Source organism: Micromonospora humidisoli (assembly GCF_016900955.1).
GTDB lineage: Bacteria > Actinomycetota > Actinomycetes > Mycobacteriales > Micromonosporaceae > Micromonospora > Micromonospora wenchangensis.
In genome coordinates, this window is the sequence record NZ_JAFEUO010000001.1 from 921,971 (window position 1) to 942,560 (window position 20,590).

A 20,590-nucleotide genomic window follows, 5' to 3' on the forward strand; every position below is an offset into this window, starting at 1 on the left:
CACACGGGCGTAAGTTGCCCACAGGTTGGGTTACGACTACCCACCGCACTCCCGTACCGTCGACCACGGCGACGGCTGGCGAAGCCGGCTCCGCCGGGCCGACGCGTGCCCGGAGGTGGGCGGGCGGCCCCGGTCGATCAAGGAGGTCAGGCGATGCGGTGCCCGTACTGCCGGCACGCCGACTCCCGGGTGGTCGACTCGCGCGAGGCCGACGACGGTCAGCTGATCCGTCGCCGGCGCTCCTGCCCGGAATGCGGCAAACGGTTCACCACGGTCGAGGAGGCCGTGCTCGCGGTGGTCAAGCGCAGTGGCGTGACCGAGCCGTTCAGCCGGACCAAGATCATCGGTGGGGTGCGCAAGGCGTGCCAGGGGCGGCCGGTCGACGAGGACTCCATCGCCCTGTTGGCCCAGAAGGTCGAGGAGACCGTCCGGGCCAAGGGTGCGGCCGAACTGCCGAGCCACGACGTGGGACTGGCGATCCTGGGCCCACTGCGCGACCTGGACGAGGTGGCCTACCTGCGCTTCGCCAGCGTCTACCGCTCGTTCGACTCGCTCGCCGACTTCGAACGGGAGATCGAGACGCTGCGGGCCGCCGCACAGGCCCGCGCCGACGCGGCCGGGGCCGCCGGCCGTACCGACTGAGTCTTTTCCGACAGCAACGACGTGGATTCTGACAGAGACGACGCGTGGCGGGTGGCCGCGCAGACGAGGGGGCCGATGAGATGGCGGGGGACGGCGTGACAACAAGCCGGTCGCGGGCGGCGAAGAACGGCGCGGTGACGGGGCTCAAGGTGCAGCGGGTCTGGACGACCGAGGGCGTGCACCCGTACGACGAGATGACGTGGGAACGCCGCGACATCGTCATGACCAACTGGCGGGACGGCTCGATCAACTTCGAGCAGCGCGGGGTGGAGTTCCCCGAGTCGTGGAGCGTCAACGCGGCCAACATCGTCACCACCAAGTACTTCCGGGGCGCGGTGGGGACCCCGCAGCGCGAGTGGTCGCTCAGGCAGCTCATCGACCGGGTGGTCAGCACCTACCGGGCCGCCGGTGAACAGAACGGCTACTTCGCCACCCCCGGCGACGCCGAGATCTTCGCGCACGAGCTGACCTGGATGCTGCTGCACCAGGTGTTCAGCTTCAACTCGCCGGTCTGGTTCAACGTCGGCACCCCGTCGCCGCAGCAGGTCAGCGCCTGCTTCATCCTTTCGGTCGACGACTCGATGGACTCCATCCTGGACTGGTACAAGGAGGAGGGGCGGATCTTCCAGGGCGGCTCCGGCGCCGGGGTCAACCTCTCCCGCATCCGGTCCTCGAAGGAACTGCTCTCCTCCGGCGGCACCGCCTCCGGCCCGGTCAGCTTCATGCGCGGCGCGGACGCCTCCGCCGGCACCATCAAGTCCGGCGGTGCCACCCGGCGCGCGGCCAAGATGGTCATCCTCGACGTGGACCACCCGGACATCGAGGAGTTCGTGGCGACCAAGGCGCGCGAGGAGGACAAGATCCGCGCGCTGCGGGACGCCGGCTTCGACATGGACCTGGGCGGCGCCGACATCGTCAGCGTCCAGTACCAGAACGCCAACAACTCCGTCCGGGTCTCCGACGAGTTCATGACGGCGGTGGAGAACAACGGCGGCTTCGACCTGCGCGGCCGGCTCGACGGGCAGACCATCGAGACGATCGACGCCAAGAAGCTGTTCCGCACCATCTCCCAGGCCGCCTGGGAGTGCGCCGACCCCGGCCTGCAGTACGACGACACCATCAACGACTGGCACACCTGCCCGGAGACCGGCCGGATCACCGCGTCGAACCCGTGCTCGGAGTACCTGCACCTGGACAACTCCTCGTGCAACCTGGCCTCGCTCAACCTGATGAAGTTCCTCAAGGCCGACGGCGGCTTCGAGGTGGAGAAGTTCGTCAGGTCGGTCGAGTTCGTCATCACCGCGATGGACATCTCGATCTGCTTCGCCGACTTCCCGACCGAGAAGATCGGCGAGACCACCCGCGCCTACCGGCAGCTCGGCATCGGCTACGCCAACCTCGGCGCGCTGCTGATGGCCTCCGGCCTGCCGTACGATTCGGAGCAGGGCCGGTCGGTGGCCGCGGCGATCACCTCGCTGATGACCGGCACGGCGTACCGCCGGTCGGCCGAGCTTGCCGGCATCGTCGGCGCGTACGACGGCTACGCCCGTAACGCCGAGCCGCACAAGCGGGTGATGCGCAAGCACGCCGCCGCCAACGACGCCATCAAGCCGGCCGGCACGGTGGCCACCGCGATCCAGCGCGAGGCCACCCGGCAGTGGACCGAGGGCAACAAGGTCGGCGACCGCAACGGCTGGCGCAACTCGCAGGCCAGCGTGCTCGCCCCGACCGGCACCATCGGCCTGATGATGGACTGCGACACCACGGGGGTCGAGCCCGACCTGGCGCTGGTGAAGTTCAAGAAGCTGGTCGGCGGCGGTTCGATGCAGATCGTCAACCAGACCGTGCCGCGTGCCCTGCGTAGCCTCGGCTACCCGGAGGAGCAGGTCGAGGCGATCGTCGAGCACATCGCCGACCACGGGCACGTGGTGGACGCCCCCGGCCTCAAGCCGGAGCACTACCCGGTCTTCGACTGCGCGATGGGTGAGCGGTCGATCGCCCCGATGGGGCACGTGCGGATGATGGCGGCCGTCCAGCCGTTCATCTCCGGGGCCATCTCCAAGACGGTCAACATGCCGGAGCAGGCCACCGTCGCCGACGTCGAGAAGATCTACTTCGAGGGCTGGAAGCTCGGCCTGAAGGCGCTGGCGATCTACCGGGACAACTGCAAGGTCGGCCAGCCGCTGTCGGTGGCCAAGCCCAACAAGGGCGCGGCCGAGACCGTTGCCCCGGCCGCCGAGGTCGAGAAGGCCGTGGAGAAGGTCGTCGAGTACCGCCCGGTGCGCAAGCGGCTGCCGAAGAAGCGCCCCTCGCAGACCGTTTCCTTCTCGGTCGGCGGCGCGGAGGGTTACCTCACCGCCTCGTCCTACCCGGACGACGGCCTCGGCGAGGTCTTCCTCAAGATGTCCAAGCAGGGCTCCACCCTGGCCGGGGTGATGGACGCCTTCTCGGTGGCGATCTCCATCGGCCTGCAGTACGGCGTCCCGCTGGAGACGTACGTCAGCAAGTTCACCAACATGCGCTTCGAGCCGGCCGGCATGACCGACGACCCGGACGTGCGGATGGCCGCCTCGGTGATGGACTACATCTTCCGTCGCCTGGCGCTGGACTTCCTGCCCTACGAGCGCCGTGCCGAGCTGGGCATCTTCACCGCCAAGGAGCGGGCCGCGCAGCTGCGGGCCGAGGCCGACGCGGAGGCCGCCGGCACCGACCTGACGGCGATGGCGTCCTCCGCCCCGGTCGAGGCGGTCGAGCCGAAGACCGGTCCGGTGGCCCAGCCGGCGCAGGAGTTGGCCGGGGTGGCCACCGTCAAGCCGGCGCCCGCCGTGGGTTCCTCCACCGAGCTGCTGGAGGCCGTGATCGGCAAGGCCGCCGACGCGCCGCTCTGCTTCACCTGCGGTACGAAGATGCGCCCCGCCGGCAGTTGCTACGTCTGCGAGGGCTGCGGCTCCACCAGCGGTTGCAGCTGACGTACGCGTCAACGGAGGGCCGGCACCCGACGGGTGCCGGCCCTCCCGCGTTTCGTCCCCATCATCGACCCCGGTGGGCGAGGTGGCGGCAACGGTCCTACCCGGACACCACCACCTCGCGCCCGTTACGCGGATCACGCCCACGGCGGCGCACCGGGGACCCCGCCGGGCGGGCGCGGAGGGAATGATCGGGGCATGACCACCGCCGACCGGTACGTCGAGTTCGCCACCCGGGAGGCGCACGGGGTCTCCCCGGCCTACGAACGGCTGGCCCACGCGGTCGCCCGCGACGACGAACTGCTCGCCCTGCTGGACACCCTGCCCCCGGCCAAACGGCAGCCGCAACTGCTCCTCGGCGTGGTCCGCTGGCTCGGTGGCCCGGTCGACGACCCGGCCGCCTTCCGAGCCCACACCGTGGCGCACTGGCCCGCCGTGCGGGCCGCGATGCTCACCCGGGCGGTGCAGACCAACGAGGCCGGCCGCTGCGCGGCGCTGCTGCCGGTGCTGGCCGCGTTGCCGCAGCCGCTGGCGCTGCTGGAGGTCGGCGCGTCCGCCGGTCTCTGCCTCTTTCCCGACCGGTACGCCTACCGCTACGGCGACCACCTGCTCGGGGCGGGGGAGCCGGTCCTCGACTGCACGCTGACCGGGACCGGGCCGCCGACCACCCGCCCCGAGGTGGTGTGGCGGGCCGGCCTCGACCTGAACCCGCTCGACGTCACCGACCCGGCCGACGTGGCCTGGCTCGACGCGCTGATCTGGCCGGAGCACACCCACCGCCGGGCCCGGTTGCGGGCGGCAGCGGCGGTGGCCGCCGCTGACCCGCCGGAGCTGGTCCGCGGTGACCTGGTGGACGACCTGCCGGCGTTGGCCGCGCGGGCACCGGCCGGCGCGACACTGGTGGTCCTGCACACCTCCGTGCTCTACCAGGTGCCGCCGGCCTCTCGGGCGGCCTTCGTCGCGCTGGTCCGCGCCCTGCCCGGCCACTGGGTGTCCGCCGAGGCGGCCGACGTGCTCGCCCTCGACGGGCTGCCGTCCCCGCCCGACGGGACGTTGTACAACGTGCTCGCCCTCGACGGGACACCGCTGGCCTGGATGCGCTCGCACGGCCAGTCGGCGCACTGGTTCGGCTGAACCTGGGGTGACCGGTCAGCGGGGCGACCGGCCCGATCCGGCGGGACGTGACCCGGGCCATGACGGTTCGTGAGCGTCACGGGACAGCGGATGAGATCGATCATCACTAGGCTGGGGTGCCGACTACCCGGGCGAGGTGTCATGGCGAAGCCGTCACTGCCCCGTCCCGCCGTGCTCAGCCGTGCCACCAGGTCGGTCCGTTGGCTCGTCGCCGGCATCGCACCGTTCGGCTGGGGTCTGCTGGTCGGCTGGTGGACCCCGCGTGGTCCCGGCACCACCGCCGAGGCCCTGACGTCGATCCTGGTCAGCCTCGCGGTCGGCGGGCTCGCCGGCTGGGCGGGCCGGTCCCGGGCGGCGATGCTCGCGGCTCCGGTGTTCTTCGCCCTCGCCGTCGAGCTGGTCCGCTGGCCGCTACGGGGGCCGACCGTGGACGCCCCGCACCTGACCGGCTTCGGTATCGGTGCGCTGCTGCTGGGCCGGGGCGTACACGGGCTGCTGTCCCTGCTGCCGCTGCTGGTCGGCGCGGCCTACGGTGCGGGTCTGGCCCGGCGGGCCGCCCCGACGACGGGCCGCCGTCCGGTGTGGACCTGGTTGGGGCGGATCGGGGTGGGGTTGCTCGCCGCGCTGGTCGCGCTGGTGACGGTCGGGGTGGCGCTGCCGGCGGTCACGGCTGCCGTACCGGGTGGGATAGCCGAGCTGACCACGGTACGCGGTGGCGGCGACCGGGAGCTGGGGGTGCTGCTGCGCGGGGCCGACCGGCGCGCCCCGGTGCTGCTCTTCCTGCCCGGTGGGCCGGGCAGTTCCGAGGTGGGGGCGGTCCGTCGGCACCTCGCCGGGCTGGAGCGGCAGTTCGTGGTGGCGACGGTGGACCGACGCGGCGCGGCCCGGTCCTGGGCGGCCTTCCCGCCCTCGTCGTCGCTGACCCTCGACAGCGAGGTCGCCGATCTGCTCGCTGTCGCCGACCGGCTGCGGCAGCGCTTCGGCCGACCGGACGTCTACCTGGTGGCACACTCCGGGGGGACGCTGGTCGCCGCCGTCGCCGTGCAGCGCCGCCCGGAGCTGTTCCGGGCGTACGTCGGGGTCGGCCAGGTGGTCGACCTGCGGGCCGCCGACCGCAGCCAGTACGCCGACACCCTCGCCTGGGCGCGCCGGACCGGACGGGACGATCTGGTCCGGCAGCTGACCGACCTGGGGCCGCCACCGTATCCGGACATGTACCACTACGAGCCGCTGCTGGCCAACGAGGCAGCCGCCTTCGACTTCGACCGCACCGGCAACCACGAGGGCCGGGGCGGGACGGGGGAGAACCTCGGTGTCGCCGAGTACACCCTGCTGGAGAAGGCGCACGTGCTCGGCGGCGGTCTGGACGGCTGGGACGTGCTCTACCCGAAGGTCCAGCAGGTCGACCTGCGTACCCGGGTGCGACAGCTGGCGGTGCCGGTCTACCTGGTCGACGGCGTGCACGAGGTGCCGGGCCGGCTGGCCCTGACCACCCAGTGGTACGCCCAGCTCCAGGCCCCGCACAAGGAGCACGTGGTGCTGGACGCCGCCGGCCACCGGTCGCTCTACCAACGGCCCGGCCCCTTCGTCGACCTGCTGACCCGGGTCCGCGCCGAGACCGCCGACGCGGCGGGCTGAGCCCACCGCTCCGGTCGGGTCGCCCCACCGGTCCGGGTCGGCACTGCCCCCCGGTCAGTAGACTCGCCGCGGTGAGTGGCGAACGACGTCCGCTGGCGGGTCGGCCGCTGACCGAGCCGCACCCGTCCCGGCTGCCGCCGGAGCACCCCGACCGGGCGCTGATCCTGGCCGCGCACGCCGCCGCGCTCGCCGCCGGGGACGCCGGCTATCCCGACCCGGCCACCGGGTTGTTCGTCCTCACCGCAGGTTTCCTGGCGCGGCGCGGCACCTGCTGCGGGCGTGGCTGCCGGCACTGCCCGTACGTCGACGACTGATTCGGCGGCCCCGGCCACCCGGTCCACCTTGAGCGGAGAGGACCGACGCGGGATCGATGACCGCGCAACTGACCGGCGGCCGGGTGGTACGCCCGCCGCTGTGGCGGGACCGGAACATCGCCCTGTCCTGGGCCGGCCGGCCGGTCGGTGAGCTGGGCGCCCGGATGTCCGGGGCGGCACGCCACCCGGGGTCTTCCGTCCGGCAACCCCAACCCGTACGGTTTCCGACGGACACCGGCGGGCTTTCCGTCGACGATCACGGAGGTGTGCCCGTGCACGGGCGGATCTGGCTGGCCGGCGTGGGCGTGCTGCTGACCACGGGCTGTGGCGCGTCGGAGGTCGAGCCGGTACGGCTGCCCGCCGGGGAACCGGCCACCGTGGAGGTGGCTGCCGCCTCGTCCGGTGGGGCGTGCCGGCTGCTCGACTTCGCGGTGATCGAGGAACACGCCGGGGTCCGCTTCGACGTGGCCGCCGCCAGCGACCGCGGCGACACCCGCACCTGCGTGGTACGGGCCACCGACGCCACCTGGCCGGAGCTGACCCTGACGGTCACCGACACCTCGATCGACGTGCCGACCTTCACCGCCGACGTGCTGCCCGCCGGGGCGAAGAAGGTGTCGAAGCTGGGCCAGGCCGCCTACCGCCGGACCGGCGCGAAGACCGCGAAGCGCGGCCCGACGGCCGAGGTGGGCTGGCTCGCCACCGAGGACCGGCTGGCCACGCTCCGCTGGACCTGCCGGCCGGACGACGACCGGGCGACCGCCGACGAGGTGGCCGACCACCTCGTCGACCTGGCCAGGACGCTCGACACCCGGTCGTTGTGACGGCCGGTCGCGGTGCCGGCCGGGCCGCCGCCGGGGCGGTCAGTGGGCGGCGACGAAGACCCGGGAGGCGACCTCGCGGGGCAGCCGGACCCGTTCGCCGGAGCGGTCGATGAACACCCCGTCGCGTTCCTGGGCGACGGTGACCGTGGCGCCCGGATCCACCCCGGCGGCGTGCAGCTGCCGCAGCACGTCGGCGTCGGTCTGGACGCTCTCGCAGATCCGCCGGACCACCACCTGCCCGGTCAGCCCGGGGAAGGCGAGGTTGCGTTCACCCTCGACCGGATCGCTGGCTCCGGCCTGCGGCGGACCCAGCTCCTCAAGCCCTGGGATCGGGTTGCCGTACGGCGAGCGGGTGGGACGGTTGAGCAGGTCGTACACCCGCTTCTCCACCGCGTCGCTCATCACGTGCTCCCACCGGCAGGCCTCCTCGTGGGCCTCCTCGTAGGGCATCCCGATCACGTTGACCAGCAGCAGCTCGGCCAGCCGGTGCTTGCGCATCACCGACACGGCGCTGCCCCGGCCCAGCTCGGTGAGCGCCAGGTGCCGGTCGCCCTCGACGGTGAGCAGCCCGTCGCGTTCCATCCGGGCCACGGTCTGGCTGACGGTCGGCCCGCTCTGCCGTAACCGCTCGGCGATCCGGGCACGCAGCGGCGGCACCCCCTCCTCTTCGAGTTCGAGGATGGTGCGCAGGTACATCTCGGTCGTGTCGACCAGGTCATGCTTCACGTCAGCGGCCTCCCGGTGGTCGATGCTACCCCGGCGCGCGAAGATCGACCTGCGCCGAAACGCGAGGTCGCTGCCGCGATGGTGTTGACTGGACGTCATGTCCGGTACCGATGACCCCCTGATCGAGCCGGACCGGCTCGCCGCCGAGCTGGCCCGGCCCGACACACCGACCCTGCTGGACGTCCGCTGGCGGCTGGCCGGTCCGCCGGGCCGCGACGACTACGTCGCCGGGCACCTGCCCGGCGCGGTCTTCGTCGACCTGGACACCGACCTGTGCGGTCCGCCCGGCGCGGCGGGCCGGCACCCGCTGCCCGACCCGGCCGCCCTCCAGGCCGCGCTGCGGGCCGCCGGCGTGCGCACCGGCCACCCCGTGGTGGTGTACGACGGCGGCGACGGCCTGGCCGCCGCCCGCGCCTGGTGGACGCTGCGCTGGGCCGGGCACCGGCAGGTGCGGGTGCTGGCCGGCGGCTGGCCGGCCTGGTGCGCCGCCGGGCTGCCGTACACCGTCGAGGTGCCCACCGTCACGCCCGGTGACGTGACGGTCCGGCCTGGTGCGCTGCCGGTGCTGGACGCCGACGCGGCGGCGGCCCTCGCGGCGGCCGACGACGGGGTGCTGATCGACGTGCGGGCCGCGCCCCGCTACCGGGGCGAGACCGAGCCGATCGACCCGGTCGCCGGGCACGTGCCGGGCGCGGTGAACCTGCCCGCCCCCGGGTACGTCACCGAGGGCCGTTACCCGGCGGCCGATGTGCTGCGGGACCGGTTCGCCGCGGTCGGGGTGCGGGCCGACGCGCCGGTGGGGGCGTACTGCGGGTCGGGGGTGACCGCCGCGCAGGCGGTGCTGGCCCTGCACCTGGCGGGCCGGCCGGACGCCGCGCTCTACGTCGGATCGTGGAGCGGATGGGTCGCCGACGGGTCCCGGCCGGTGGCGACCGGCCCGACACCCGGCGGCTGACCTGCACGTGTGGTGGGCGGGCGGTGACCGTCGTGCGACGATGACCCCATGTCGGACGACACGCTGGTGGTGTGGGACGAGTCCCTGCTCGACTACGACATGGGGGAGCACCCGCTGGACCCGGTCCGGGTCGAGCTGACCGTGGCGCTGGCCCGGGAGTTGGGCGTCCTGGACCGGCCCGGGGTGCGGCTGGTCGAACCCGAGCCGGCCGACGACGCGACGCTGACCCGGGTGCACCGGCCCGACTACCTGGACGCGGTCCGGGCCGCGCCGCGCGATCCGCTCTTCGCCGGGTACGGACTGGGCACCTCGGACAATCCGGTCTTCGACGGGATGCACGAGTCCAGCGCGCTGATCGCGGGGGCGAGCGTGGCCGCCGCCGAGGCGGTCTGGCGGGGCGAGGCCCGGCGTGCGGTCAACGTGGCAGGTGGCCTGCACCACGCCATGCCCGATCGGGCCGCCGGGTTCTGCGTCTACAACGACCCGGCGGTGGCCATCGCCCGCCTGCTCGACCTCGGTGCCGAGCGGGTCGCCTACGTCGACGTGGACGTGCACCACGGCGACGGCGTGCAGGAGATCTTCTACCACGACCCCCGGGTGCTCACGGTGAGCCTGCACGAGACCCCGCTCGCGCTCTTCCCCGGCACCGGCTTCCCCGACGAGACCGGTGGGCCGGGGGCGCAGGGCAGCGCGGTCAACGTGCCGCTGCCGCCGGGCACCGACGACGCCGGGTGGCAGCGGGCCTTCCACGCGATCGTGCCGTCGGTGCTGCGCGCGTTCCGGCCGCAGATCCTGGTCACCCAGTGCGGTGCCGACGGGCACCGGATGGACCCGCTGGCCGACCTGCACCTGTCGGTGGACGGGCAGCGCGCCACCTACCTGGCGTTGCGGGCGCTCGCCGACGAGTTGTGCGACGGCCGCTGGGTGGCCACCGGCGGCGGCGGGTACGCCCTGGTGGAGGTGGTCCCCCGGGCCTGGACGCACCTGCTGGCGGTGGCCACCGGCGACCCGCTCGACCCGGCCACCCTCACCCCGCCCGGCTGGCGCACCCTGGCCGCCCACCGGCGACCCGGCCACGACGTGCCGCTGCGGATGACCGACGACGTCGACCCGGAACACCGGCCCTGGCAGCCGACCGGGGAACCGAACTCGGTGGACCGGGCCGTGGCGGCCACCCGCAAGGCGGTGTTCCCGCTGCTCGGGCTGGACCCGTACGACCCGCGCGACTGAGCCGGGGACCTGGGGAGGGACCGGTGACCACTGTCGACCAACCGGTGGACGTGCTGCTCAGCGACGGCAGCACCGTCGCACTGCGACCGATCCGGCCGCAGGACGCCCCGGAGATCGTCGCCATGCACGGGCGGTTCTCCGAACGCACCCGCTACCTGCGGTACTTCTCGCCGTACCCGCGCATTCCGGAACGGGACCTGCACCGGTTCGTCACCGTCGACCACCGCGACCGGGAGGCGTTCGTGGTGCTGGCCGGTGACCGGATCGTCGCCGTCGGCCGGTACGAGCGGCTGGGGCCGGCGGCCCCCGAGGCCGAGGTGGCGTTCGTGGTGGAGGACGCCTACCAAGGCCGGGGGATCGGCTCGGTGCTGCTGGAACACCTGGCCGACGCCGCCCGCCGGGCCGGCATCGGGCACTTCGTCGCCGAGGTGCTGCCCACCAACGGGGCGATGCTGCGGGTCTTCGCCGACTTCGGCTACCAGGTGCAACGCCAGTTCGCCGACGGGGTGGTGCACCTGACCTTCCCGATCGCGCCGACCGAGGCGACCCTGGCGGTGCAGCGCGGCCGGGAACACCGCACCGAGGCCCGGTCCATCGCCCGGCTGCTCGCCCCGCGCGGGGTGGCCGTCTACGGGGCCAGCGCCACCGGTCAGGGCGTCGGCGCGGCGCTGCTCGGGCACCTGCGTGACGGCGGTTATCCGGGGACGATCGTGCCGGTGCACCCGGTGGCGCGCACGGTGGCGGGGTTGCCCGCGTACCCGTCGGCGGCCGACGCGGGGGTGGCGGTCGACCTGGCGGTCGTCGCGGTGCCCCCCGACGCGGCGGCCGGGGTGGTGGCCGACGCCGCCGCGGCCGGCGTGCACGGCCTGGTCGTCATCTCCGCCGGCTTCGCCGAGGCCGGCCCGGACGGCGCGGCGGCCCAGCGGTCCCTGGTCCGGGCGGCGCACGCCGCCGGCATGCGGGTCGTCGGCCCGAACTGCCTGGGGGTGGCGAACACCGACGAGCGGGTACGCCTCAACGCCACCCTGGCCCCGGTGCTGCCGGCCCCCGGCCGGGTGGGTTTCTTCAGCCAGTCCGGCGCGTTCGGGGTGGCGCTGCTGGCGCAGGCGCAGCGTCGGGGGCTGGGCCTGTCGAGTTTCGTGTCGGCCGGCAACCGGGCCGACGTGTCCGGCAACGACCTGCTCCAGTACTGGCAGGACGACCCGGGCACCGACGTGATCCTGCTCTACCTGGAGACCTTCGGCAATCCGCGCAAGTTCGCCCGGCTGGCCCGCCGGATCGGCCGGGCCAAGCCGGTGGTGGCGTTGGCGTCGCTGGCCCGCCCGGCCGGCCCGGCGCTGGACGAGGCCGCCGTCAGCGCGCTGTTCGCCCAGTCCGGGGTGATCCGGGTGGACACCGTCGCCGAACTGCTCGACGTCGGGGTGCTGCTGGCCCACCAACCGTTGCCCGCCGGGGACCGGGTCGCGGTGGTGGGCAACTCGTCGGCGCTGACCGGGCTGGCCGCCGCCGCCTGCGTCGGGCAGGGCCTCACCGTCGCCGACGGCTACCCGCTCGACGTCGGCCCGCACGCCGGGGTCGCCGAGTTCACCGCCGCGCTAGCCGGGGCCGCCGCCGACGACCGGGTGGACGCGCTGGTGGCGGTCTTCGCCCCGCCGCTGCCGGGGCAGCTCACCGTCGAGGAGGCGGACGTCACCGCCGCCCTGCCGGCGACCCTGGCCGCCGGCAAGCCGACCGTGGTGACGTTCCTCGCCGGGCGGGTGCCGGCGGGGCTGCCCGCGTACCCGAGCGTGGAGGAGGCGGTGCGGGCGCTGGGCCGGGTCGGCCGGTACGCCGGGTGGCTGCGGCGGGACCCGGGCACGGTGCCGGAGCTGTCAGGGGTGGACCGGGAGGCCGGGCGGGCGGCGCTGCGCGGTGACGCCGCCGACGCGGTGGCGCTGCTCGCCGCGTACGGCGTCGAGGTGGTCGGGTCGGTGCCCGCCGGCAGCGTCGACGAGGCGCTCGCCGCCGCCGACCGCTGCGGGTGGCCGGTGGCGTTGAAGGCCGCCGCGCCAGGCCTGCGGCACCGCCTCGACCTGGGCGCCGTCCGCCTCGACCTGGCCGACCCGGTCGCCCTGCGCCGGGCGTACGCGGACCTGGCGGCCGGTTTCGGCGCGCAGGTGCTGGTCCAGCCGATGGTGCCACCCGGGGTGGCCTGTGTGGTGGAGCTGCGGGAGGACCCGGCGTTCGGGCCGGTGGTCGGTTTCGGGCTGGGGGGCGTCGCCACCGAACTGCTCGGCGACCGGGCCTGGCGGGCCGTGCCGTTGACCGACCGGGACGCCGCCGAGCTGGTCGACGAACCCCGGGCGTCGCCGCTGCTGCGCGGGCACCGGGGTGCCGTCCCGGTGGACCGGGCGGCCCTGGCCGACCTGCTGCTGCGGGTGGGACGGCTCGCCGACGAGCAGCCCCGGGTGCGGTCGCTCACCCTCAACCCGGTGCTGGCCCGCCCGGACGGCATCGCGGTGCTGCACGCGGCGGTGGGGGTCGGCACCGCCGGGGCCCGCCCCGACACCGGCCCGCGCCGGCTCTGACCGGGTGCCACCCGGCGGACGGTCACCGCAGAAGCAGGCAGGCCCCCGGCGAACCGCCGGGGGCCTGACCGCGAACCGTCCCGCTCAGCAGGCGTACGCCTCCAGCCGCTGCGCCCGCTCCGGGTCACGCAGCTTGAGCAGGGTGACCTTCTCGATCTGCCGGATGCGCTCCCGGGACAGGCCGAACTCCTTGCCCACCTCGTCGAGGGTGCGCTGCCGGCCGTCGTCGAGGCCGAACCGGAGCCGGATCACCGCCTGCTCCCGCTGGGAGAGGGTGGCGAGCACGATGCGTACCTCGTTGCGCAGTTCGCCGTTGGCGGCGGCGTCACCCGGCTCGGTGCGCGGGTCCACCGAGGCGACGAAGTCACCGAGGGCGCTCTCGCCGTCCTCGCCGACGGCCTGGTCGAGGCTGACCGGCTCCCGGTCGTACGAGATCAGCTCGATGACCTGGAACTCGGGGATCTCCATCGCCCGCGCCACCTCGGACACGATCGGCTCGCGGCCCAGCGCGACCGACAGCTCCCGGCGGACCCGGACCATCCGGTTGACCTGCTCGACCATGTGCACCGGGATGCGGATGGTGCGGGCCTGGTCGGCCATCGCCCTGGTGATCGCCTGCCGGATCCACCAGGTGGCGTACGTGGAGAACTTGTAACCCTTCGCGTAGTCGAACTTCTCGACCGCGCGGATCAGGCCGAGGTTGCCCTCCTGGATCAGGTCGAGGAAGGCCATCCCCCGCCCGGTGTAGCGCTTGGCGATGCTGACCACCAGCCGCAGGTTCGCCTCCAGCAGGTGGTCCTTGGCAGCGCGACCCTCCCGGGCGATCAGCGCGAGGTCGGCGTGCAGGTCGCCGGAGACGGGGGTGCACGTCGACAGCTTCTCCTCGGCGAACAGCCCGGCCTCGATCCGCTTGGCCAGCTCCACCTCCTGGGCTGCGGTGAGCAGCTTGGTCCGGCCGATACCGTTGAGGTAGGCCCGGACCAGGTCGGTGGAGACCCCGCGCTCGTCGGTGGCGTCGAGGTCGGTGAGGGCTTCGGTGCCGTGCTCGGCGTCGATGGTGGTGGCCGGGCGCGTCTTGTTATCGATCATCTGCAGGGCCATCTCTGTGTCTCCCCGTGTCCGCTTTCGTGTCGCCTACCGGTGCCATCGGCCCCGGTGACGAACAGCTTTCCAACCGGGACGTGAAACGGGGGTGAGGCGATCGGGGAACCGACACCAATCCGGTCGGATGCGGGGTGTGCCGCAGGTGGTCTTGCCGGGTCCGGCTACCGTGCCAGCGGTCGACCATCCGGGTCGGCCCTGAACAGGCAATGGAGGACGTGGTGGTCTTCAAGCGGCTCATGCAGTCGATGGGGGTGGGCGGTCCGTCGGTGGAAACCGTGCTCGCCAATCCGAACTGCCGTCCCGGCGGGGTGCTGGAGGGGCGGGTCCACGTGGCCGGCGGCGACCACGCCACCGACATCGAGTACGTGGCGCTCGGGCTGGTCACCCGGGTCGAGGTGGAGGGCGCCGACTCCGAGTACGAGACCACCCAGGAGTTCGCCAGGCAGCAGGTCACCGGCCCGTTCCGGCTGGAGGCGGGCCAGCGGTACGACATCCCGTTCCGGTTCGCCGTACCGTGGGAGACCCCGCTGACCGACCTGTACGGCCACCGGCTGCACGGAATGACGATGGGGCTGCGTACCGAGCTGGAGGTGGCCCGCGCGGTCGACAAGGGTGACCTGGACGCGGTGTCGGTGCATCCGCTGCCGGCCCAGGAGCGGCTGCTGGAGGCGCTGCTGCGGCTGGGCTTCCGGTTCGCCCGCGCCGACGTCGAGCGCGGCCACATCTACGGCGTACGGCAGAGCCTGCCGTTCTACCAGGAGATCGAGTTCTACCCGGCCCCGCAGTACGCCGGGGCGATCAACCAGCTCGAGGTCACCTTCGTCACCGACCCGCACCAGATGCAGGTGGTGCTGGAGCTGGACAAGCGCGGCGGCCTGTTCACCGAGGGTCGGGACACCTTCGGCCGGTTCACCGTCGACCACGCCAACGCCGACCACACCGACTGGGCCGCCCAGCTCGACGGCTGGCTCCGCCAGTCCCTCCAACGCCGAGGCCTCTTCTCCTGACCCACCCCCGCTCTGCCCGCCCCGCCCCCGCCCAGCCCCACCCCAACCCCGCCCACCCCGCCCCGGTGATCAAGAGGTTTGCGTCAACTGATCAAGAGGTTTGCGTCAACTTCGATCTTCAGAATGACGTAAACCTCTTGATCACCGGGGCGGGCGCGGGGGTGGGGGTGGGAGGGTCGGGTCAGAGGTCCAGGAGGAGGGTGCGGGGGCCGGTGTTGATGCTCTCGACGAGCATGTGGGCGCGGAAACGGCCGGTCTCGACCGTCGCGCCCCGGGCGCGCAGCGCCTCGACCACGGCGGTGACCAGGGGTTCGGCCACCTCGGCGGGGGCGGCGGCGGTCCAGCTCGGCCGGCGGCCCCGGCGGGTGTCGCCGTAGAGGGTGAACTGGCTGACCAGCAGGATCGGGGCGTCGGTGTCGGCGGCGCTGCGCTCGTCGTCGAGGATGCGCAGCTCGTGCACCTTGCGGGCCATCGTCGCGGCCATCTCGAGGGTGTCGGTGTGGGTGATCCCGAGCAGCACCAGCAGGCCGTCGGTGATCGCGCCGACCACCTCGCCGTCGACGGTGACGCTGGCCCGGCCGACGGTCTGCACCACCGCCCGCATCAGTCGGTCACCGGCTCGACGATGCCCCGCTCGACCAGGTGCGCCACGATCGGTCCGGCCGCCTCGGCCAACTCGTCGGTGGTGACGTCGTGCGCGGCGGCGAGCAGGGCGAGCTGGTCGCGCAGCGGCAGCCGCCCGTCGCAGCCGCCGACCAGGGCCAGCACCAGCGGGTCGATCTCCTCGCTCCAGCGCAGCCCGTGCGGCATCGTCAGGACCTGCCGGTCCACCGCCCAGCCCTCGTCGCCGATGGTCGCCTCCTGCCGCAGTTGCAGCCCCGGGGCGGCCCGGTAGCGGGCGTCGAGCACGCCGTCGCCGCCCCGGGCGCGCAGGAAGTCCTGCCTGTCGAACCAGGCGGCGACCTGGTCGCCCAGCGGGGCCTCGACCCGCTGCCGCAGATCCTCCACCCGGACGACGGGGTCGGTGTGCCCGCCCCGGCGCAGCGAGACGATGCCGAACCCGACCGCCTCGATCTTGTGGGCGTCGAACCAGTCCAGCCAGGCCGCCGCCCGGTGCGGGTCGGCCGCCTCGCCGACGTCGGTCAGCCACAGGTTGACGTACGCCATCGGGTCGGCGACCTCGCGTTGGATCACCCAGGCGTCCAGGCCGGTGCCGGCGAACCAGCCGGTCACCCGCTCGGCCCAGTCCTCCCCGGCGACATGCACCCAGTTGGCCAGGTACTGCATGGTGCCGCCCTCGGTGAGCAGGCCCGGGGCGGCGGCGGCCAGTTCCGCGCCGATCGCGTCGCCGACCCGGCCGGAGTCCCGGTAGACGTGGGTGGTGGTGCCCGGCCCGACCACGAACGGCGGGTTGCTGACCACCAGGTCGAACCGGCGTCCGGCGACCGGGGCGACCAGGTCGCCGCGCAGCAGTTCCCAGTCCTGCCCGTTGAGGGCGGCGGTGGTGGCGGCGAAGCGCAGCGCCCGCTCGGACACGTCGGTGGCGGTGACCTGCCGGGCCCGGGTGGCCAGGTGCAGGGCCTGCACACCGGAGCCGGTGCCGAGGTCCAGCGCGGTGTCCACCGGGCGGCGGACGGTCGCCCCGATCAGGGTCTGGGTCGCCCCGCCGATGCCGAGCACGTGTTCGGCGGGCAACGGTCGACCCGGGCGGGCGCTGGCCGGCACGTCGGCGAGCACCCACCAGGCGTCCCCGTACGGCTCCAGGTCGATCCCGGCGCGCAGGCCGTCACCGGAGGGCTCGACCAGGCCGGCGGCGACGGCCTCGGCGAGGTCGAGGGGGGCGAGCGCGGCGGCGACCGCCGATTCGGGCTCGGTCTGGTCGCAGACGAACACCCGGATCAGGGTGGCCAGCGGGTCGCGCTCCTCGGTGGCGCGCAGCGCGGCCCGGAAGTCGTTGCGGGCCACCGCGCCGGTGGCCTGTGGCCCGAGCCGGCCGGCGATGCCGTTGGCGGTGAAGTCGGCGTCGGTGAGCGCGGTGCGCAGCGCGTCGACGCCGGCGGGGGAGAGCAGCATGTCGTAACGGTCCACCTCGTCATCCTGCCTGGCCGGGGGCCGGCGGCGGCGGGCACCCGTTGACTTCCATAACACCAGCTCAATCCCCCGGCCGTTATCTCTGTTACGTACGTCGATGTCTCGTTAACATTCCCTCCAACATCCGTCGATGGGACGTTCGGACGGCCCCCGCCTGTCCGGAGGTACCCGGTAGGGAGTTCAGACGATGTCCGACGTGTCCGTCCCCCGGCGTCGCGCGATCCGCGCGGTCGCCGTCGCGGCCGCCGCCGCCCTCTCCGTCGCCGCGGGCGCCCCCGCCCTCGCCGCCCCCACCGGCCAGATCCGCTACGCCTCCGCCCCGGACGCGATCAGCGGTAGCTACCTGGTCGTGCTGAAGGGTGAGGCCGTCGGCGCCGCCAACAGCCGCGCCGCCCGGACCGCCGTGCCGGACCGGGCCGCCAGCCTCACCAAGCGGTACGGCGGCAACGTCGCCGACGTCTACAGCGCCGCGCTCACCGGGTTCAGCGCGAAGATGAGCGCCGGCCAGGCCCGCCGGCTCGCGGCCGACCCGTCGGTGGCCTACGTCGAGCAGGACCGGGTGATGACCGTCCAGGCGACCCAGACCAACCCGCCCTCCTGGGGCCTGGACCGCATCGACCAGCGCAACCTGCCGCTGAACTCCAGCTACACCTACCCGACCACGGCCACCAACGTGCGGGCGTACATCATCGACACCGGCATCCGGACCACCCACGCCGACTTCGGCGGCCGGGCCACCTGGGGCACCAACACGGTCGACTCCAACAACACCGACTGCAACGGCCACGGCACGCACGTCGCCGGCACCGTCGGCGGCACGTCGTACGGCGTGGCCAAGGGCGTACGGCTGATCGCGGTGAAGGTGCTCAACTGCCGGGGCAGCGGCAGCACCACCGGCGTGGTCAACGGCGTCAACTGGGTGACCGCCAACGCGGTCAAGCCGGCGGTGGCCAACATGAGCCTCGGCGGCGGGGCCAGCACCACCCTCGACAACGCGGTCGCCAACTCGATCAGCTCCGGCGTCACGTACGCGCTGGCGGCCGGCAACTCCAGCGCCAACGCCTGCAACTCCTCGCCGGCGCGGGTCGCCTCGGCGATCACCGTCGGCGCCACCACCAGCACCGACGCGCGGGCCTCCTACTCCAACTACGGCACCTGCGTCGATCTGTTCGCCCCGGGTTCGCGCATCACCTCGGCCTGGAACACCAACGACAGCGCCACCAACACGATCGACGGCACCTCGATGGCGTCCCCGCACGTCGCCGGTGCCGCCGCCCTGGTCCTGTCGGCCAACCCCTCGTACACTCCGGCGCAGGTCGCCAGCTCCCTGACCAGCAGCGCCACCCCCAACGTGGTGACCAGCCCCGGCTCGGGCTCGCCGAACCGGCTGCTCTACGTCGTGAACTGACGCCCCTCGGCACCGACGGCCCGGTGGACCCCGTGTCCACCGGGCCGCGCCGTGTCAACCTAGCCGCGCCGCGTCCTGGCGGTACCGGCGCGGCGGACCGGACCGGTTGTCGGCCGGGCGGGCGGCCGGGACGGGCAGGATGGGGGCATGACGCTCTCGTTGCCCATCGACGGCGAGGCCAACCGGCTGCTGGAGCGCAGCCCACTGGCCCTGCTGACCGGGATGCTGCTCGACCAACAGGTGCCGATGGAGAAGGCGTTCTCGTCACCGTACGTGCTCGCCCAGCGGCTGGGGCACGACCCGGAGGCCCGGGAGTTGGCCGACCACGACCCGGCGGAACTGGTCGAGGTCTTCGCCCGGCCACCCGCGCTGCACCGGTTCCCGAAGGCGATGGCCGGCCGGGTGCAGGAGCTGTGCCGGGTGCTGGTCGACCGCTACGACGGCGACGCCGGCCGGCTCTGGGCGGACGTCGCCGACGGGCCGGAACTGCTGCGCCGCATCGCCGACCTGCCCGGCTTCGGCACCCAGAAGGCGCAGATCTTCGTCGCCCTGCTCGGCAAGCGGTACGACGTGCGTCCCGAGGGCTGGCGGGAGGCCGCCGGCGGGTACGGCGACCCGGACACCTACCGGTCGGTCGCCGACGTCTCCGACGCGGACTCACTGCGCCGGGTACGCGAGTACAAGCAGCAGGCCAAGGCGGCAGCCAGGGCCGAGCGGGGCTGACGCAACCGGAGCCGGGTCGGCTCGTTGAGATCCGCGACAGCGGCGACGGGTGGACGATGGCGGACGAACGGGGGGCGGCGCTGCTGCGCGGCGGGGTCAGCTCGCCCCGGGCCACCTTCCTGGAACTCTTCTTCGACCTGGTCTTCGTCTTCGCCCTGACCCGGGTCTCCCAGCGGGTGATCGACGATCTGAACACCCCCCAGCGGGATCTGCCCGTCGAGATCGCCCAGACCCTGGTGATCTTCCTGGCCTTCTGGGCGGTCTGGACCTTCACCGCCTGGGTCACCAGCCGGTACGAGCCGGAACGGCCGGAGATCCAGCTCGTGGTGGTCTACGCGATGCTGGGCTGCATGGTGATGGCGGTGGCCACGCCACGCGCCTTCGACACCCGCGCGGTGGCCTTCGCCCTCGCGTTCGTCGCGGTGCAGGTGGGCCGGCCGCTCTTCCTCACCCTGGCGCTGCACGGCCACCCCCGCCGGCTGGTCACGGTGCGGGTCGCGTCCTGGGCGGTGGTCAGCGCCGTGCCCTGGGTGCTCGGGGCGGTGCTGCCCGGGGCGTGGCGGCTGGCCTGCTGGTCGGCGGCCGTCGTCATCGACTACGCCGGGCTGATGTTCGGCTGGCCGGTGCCCCGCCTCGGGGCGACCCGCACGTCCACCTGGGCGGTGCTGGGGGAGCACCTGGCCGAGCGGCACCAGCAGTTCTTCCTGATCGCCCTCGGTGAGAACATCCTCGTCATCGGGTTGACGTTCAGCGGGCACAGCTTCTCGGGCGCCAGCTCCGGGGCGTTCCTGCTCTCCTTCGTGACCACCGTGCTGCTCTGGCGGATCTACTTCCACCGGGCGGGTCACCTGCTCACCGAGGCGATCCGGGTGGCCCGTGCCCCCGGCCGGCTGGGGGAGTCGATGAGCTGGACCCACCTGGTGATCGTCGCCGGGGTGCTGACCACGGCGGTCGGCTACGAACTGGCGATCGTGCACCCGTACGAGCGGACCAAGCTGTCCTGGGCGGTCTTCCTGATGGGTGGTCCGGCGGTCTTCCTGCTCGCCCGCGCCCGGTTCGAGCACGAGGTATTCGGGCGGGTGTCCCGGGCCCGGATCGTCGGGATGCTCGCCCTGGCCGTACTGACGCCGCTGGCGACCCTGACGGTCAGCGTGGTGGCGCTCGCCGCAGCCGCCGCCGTGCTGGCGGCGATCACGGTCGCGGACTACCGCCGGGCGTACGGGCAACCACCGGAGCGGCCCCACCCGGCCCTGTGAGCCGG

The 20,590-nt window shown here is 73.6% G+C and carries 17 protein-coding genes; 13 read left to right on the forward strand and 4 right to left on the reverse strand.

Annotation, left to right across the window (positions count from 1 at the left end):
* Nucleotides 1-153: 153 nt before the first annotated feature.
* From nrdR to JQN84_RS04080, 6 genes are all read left to right on the forward strand, one after another.
* Nucleotides 154-642, forward strand: a complete 489-nt coding sequence (gene nrdR, locus JQN84_RS04055; protein WP_204957009.1) for a transcriptional regulator NrdR — start codon at nucleotides 154-156, stop codon at nucleotides 640-642.
* Nucleotides 643-722: 80 nt separating this feature from the next.
* A complete protein-coding gene (locus tag JQN84_RS04060; RefSeq protein ID WP_204957010.1) occupies nucleotides 723-3,611 on the forward strand; it encodes a vitamin B12-dependent ribonucleotide reductase in 2,889 nt (962 codons plus the stop codon).
* A gap of 195 nt (nucleotides 3,612-3,806) precedes the next feature.
* A complete protein-coding gene (locus JQN84_RS04065) occupies nucleotides 3,807-4,742 on the forward strand; it encodes a DUF2332 domain-containing protein (protein ID WP_204957011.1) in 936 nt (311 codons plus the stop codon).
* A 141-nt stretch (nucleotides 4,743-4,883) separates the two neighbouring features.
* Nucleotides 4,884-6,380: an alpha/beta fold hydrolase gene (locus tag JQN84_RS04070; protein ID WP_204957012.1), complete on the forward strand. Its 1,497-nt coding sequence runs from the start codon at nucleotides 4,884-4,886 to the stop codon at nucleotides 6,378-6,380.
* Nucleotides 6,381-6,451: 71 nt separating this feature from the next.
* The gene (locus JQN84_RS04075; protein WP_204957013.1) at nucleotides 6,452-6,694 is read left to right on the forward strand and encodes a DUF5522 domain-containing protein; all 243 of its coding nucleotides are present in this window, start codon (nucleotides 6,452-6,454) and stop codon (nucleotides 6,692-6,694) included.
* A gap of 56 nt (nucleotides 6,695-6,750) precedes the next feature.
* A complete protein-coding gene (locus tag JQN84_RS04080) occupies nucleotides 6,751-7,518 on the forward strand; it encodes a hypothetical protein (RefSeq protein ID WP_239484651.1) in 768 nt (255 codons plus the stop codon).
* Nucleotides 7,519-7,557: 39 nt separating this feature from the next.
* Here JQN84_RS04080 and JQN84_RS04085 read toward each other — a convergent pair whose 3' ends face one another.
* On the reverse strand, nucleotides 7,558-8,244 hold the full coding sequence (locus tag JQN84_RS04085; RefSeq protein WP_204957014.1) for an iron-dependent transcriptional repressor DtxR: 687 nt from the start codon (nucleotides 8,242-8,244) through the stop codon (nucleotides 7,558-7,560).
* A 97-nt stretch (nucleotides 8,245-8,341) separates the two neighbouring features.
* Here JQN84_RS04085 and JQN84_RS04090 point away from each other — a divergent pair, with 97 nt between their 5' ends.
* Genes JQN84_RS04090 through JQN84_RS04100 form a run of 3 tightly spaced genes read left to right on the forward strand, consistent with a single transcriptional unit; the run spans nucleotide 8,342 to nucleotide 12,996 of the window.
* A complete protein-coding gene (locus tag JQN84_RS04090; protein ID WP_204957015.1) occupies nucleotides 8,342-9,199 on the forward strand; it encodes a sulfurtransferase in 858 nt (285 codons plus the stop codon).
* Between the two features lie 48 nt (nucleotides 9,200-9,247).
* Nucleotides 9,248-10,429 (forward strand): acetoin utilization protein AcuC, encoded by a 1,182-nt coding sequence (locus JQN84_RS04095; RefSeq protein WP_204957016.1) that lies wholly within the window; start codon nucleotides 9,248-9,250, stop codon nucleotides 10,427-10,429.
* A gap of 23 nt (nucleotides 10,430-10,452) precedes the next feature.
* Entirely contained in the window at nucleotides 10,453-12,996 is a 2,544-nt protein-coding gene (locus JQN84_RS04100) for a bifunctional acetate--CoA ligase family protein/GNAT family N-acetyltransferase (protein WP_204957017.1), read from the forward strand.
* Between the two features lie 84 nt (nucleotides 12,997-13,080).
* On the opposite strand, the gene sigB is transcribed toward JQN84_RS04100, so the two are convergent.
* Nucleotides 13,081-14,097: an RNA polymerase sigma factor SigB gene (sigB, locus tag JQN84_RS04105; RefSeq protein ID WP_372445892.1), complete on the reverse strand. Its 1,017-nt coding sequence runs from the start codon at nucleotides 14,095-14,097 to the stop codon at nucleotides 13,081-13,083.
* A 221-nt stretch (nucleotides 14,098-14,318) separates the two neighbouring features.
* Between sigB and JQN84_RS04110 the strand changes: the two genes are divergently transcribed.
* Entirely contained in the window at nucleotides 14,319-15,107 is a 789-nt protein-coding gene (locus JQN84_RS04110; protein WP_204957330.1) for a sporulation protein, read from the forward strand.
* A 181-nt stretch (nucleotides 15,108-15,288) separates the two neighbouring features.
* Here JQN84_RS04110 and dtd read toward each other — a convergent pair whose 3' ends face one another.
* Nucleotides 15,289-15,711 carry a D-aminoacyl-tRNA deacylase gene (dtd, locus tag JQN84_RS04115; protein ID WP_204957018.1) on the reverse strand — a complete coding sequence of 141 codons (423 nt, stop codon included), beginning with the start codon at nucleotides 15,709-15,711 and terminating at the stop codon, nucleotides 15,289-15,291.
* Nucleotides 15,711-17,195, reverse strand: coding sequence for a DUF7782 domain-containing protein (locus JQN84_RS04120; RefSeq protein WP_204957019.1), 1,485 nt, complete (start codon nucleotides 17,193-17,195; stop codon nucleotides 15,711-15,713). Before JQN84_RS04120 ends, dtd begins: the two co-directional genes overlap by 1 nt.
* A 190-nt stretch (nucleotides 17,196-17,385) precedes the next feature.
* On the opposite strand from JQN84_RS04120, the gene JQN84_RS04125 reads away from it, so the two are divergent.
* The 3 genes from JQN84_RS04125 (at nucleotide 17,386) to JQN84_RS04135 (ending at nucleotide 20,585) form a co-directional block, all read left to right on the forward strand.
* Nucleotides 17,386-18,606 (forward strand): S8 family peptidase, encoded by a 1,221-nt coding sequence (locus JQN84_RS04125; protein ID WP_204957020.1) that lies wholly within the window; start codon nucleotides 17,386-17,388, stop codon nucleotides 18,604-18,606.
* A 147-nt stretch (nucleotides 18,607-18,753) separates the two neighbouring features.
* Nucleotides 18,754-19,329, forward strand: a complete 576-nt coding sequence (locus tag JQN84_RS04130; protein WP_204957021.1) for an HhH-GPD-type base excision DNA repair protein — start codon at nucleotides 18,754-18,756, stop codon at nucleotides 19,327-19,329.
* Between the two features lie 56 nt (nucleotides 19,330-19,385).
* Nucleotides 19,386-20,585 (forward strand): low temperature requirement protein A, encoded by a 1,200-nt coding sequence (locus JQN84_RS04135; RefSeq protein ID WP_204957022.1) that lies wholly within the window; start codon nucleotides 19,386-19,388, stop codon nucleotides 20,583-20,585.
* The last annotated feature ends 5 nt before the right edge of the window (nucleotides 20,586-20,590 follow it).